The organism is Actinomycetota bacterium, assembly GCA_040905475.1.
In the GTDB taxonomy this organism is placed as follows: Bacteria; Actinomycetota; AC-67; order AC-67; family AC-67; genus DATFGK01.
In genome coordinates this window covers 1-841 of record JBBDRM010000137.1, presented here as the reverse complement: position 1 = coordinate 841, position 841 = coordinate 1, and the positions used below count along the sequence as shown (strand labels likewise).

Here is an 841-nt window from a genome sequence, read left to right as displayed (position 1 = left end):
CCCCCCCCCCCCCCCGCAACGGTTCCCCCACCTCTACGCCGTACCTTCGATCCTCGCCTTGATCTTCTCGAGGTCTTTCATCAGTCCTTTCGGAGCGAGCCTCTTGATCACCGGTTTCGAGAGCCTCGCGGACATGGCCGGCTTCGTGAACTCCTGACCTTTCGTGACGTTGGTCGAGCCGGTGCCCTGTTCGGCGAGCTCGAACCAGTTGCGGACGTCTCCCGCGTCGCCCGTCACCTCGACGGTGAACTTCTTGCCGGGGACGTACTCCGTCACCGTCACGTGGTCGGTGTGTTTGCCGAATTGCTTGCCGCTCGTGTCGAACGTGCTTCCGACCCCGACCGGTCCCTGCGAGGTCTGGCGGACCTCGTTTCCGAACTGACCCCACTCGGGAAGCTTCGTGAGATCCGACACGTAGGCGAACACCTTGTCCGCCGGCGCGTTGATCACGATCGTTTGCTCGAACCTCATGTCTTGCCTCCCAACCTCGGTTTCCTAGTCCCAGTCGAAGCCAAACCAAGCACCGCCGTCAAACCCGGGCCGGACCCAGCGGCAGACCCGGCACGTCCGACCGCGAGCGGAACAGCGTGCCTTTACGGTCCGGGTGCTCGGTGTTGTCTGCCGTTCCTATGAAGAGATCACGCAGATCATCCCCGCCGAACGACATCGTCGCGACGAACGACGCAGGAACGTCGAGCATGCGATCGAGCGAGCCGCCCGGCTCGAATCGCGCGACGCCACCACCCTGCGCCAGCGCAACCCAGACCCCGCCGGCCTCATCGACGGCGAGGCCGTCGGTTGAGCCCTCCGGCGCGCTCGCGAACACCTCGGCGGCGCCGCC

General features: G+C 65.4%; 2 protein-coding genes. Both read right to left on the bottom strand.

Going from position 1 to position 841, the window contains the following annotated elements; translation table 11 throughout:
* Window positions 1-33: 33 nt before the first annotated feature.
* Window positions 34-471, bottom strand: a complete 438-nt coding sequence (locus WEB06_16660; protein MEX2557247.1) for an SRPBCC family protein — start codon at window positions 469-471, stop codon at window positions 34-36.
* Window positions 472-529: 58 nt separating this feature from the next.
* The coding region (locus WEB06_16655) for an SMP-30/gluconolactonase/LRE family protein (GenBank protein MEX2557246.1) at window positions 530-841 on the bottom strand (312 nt) is incomplete at its 5' end.

What these genes read in the sequence shown, in the direction of transcription:
- WEB06_16660 (MEX2557247.1), bottom strand. Translation starts at nt 471, where the DNA reads ATGAGGTTCGAGCAAACGATCGTGATCAACGCGCCGGCGGACAAGGTG.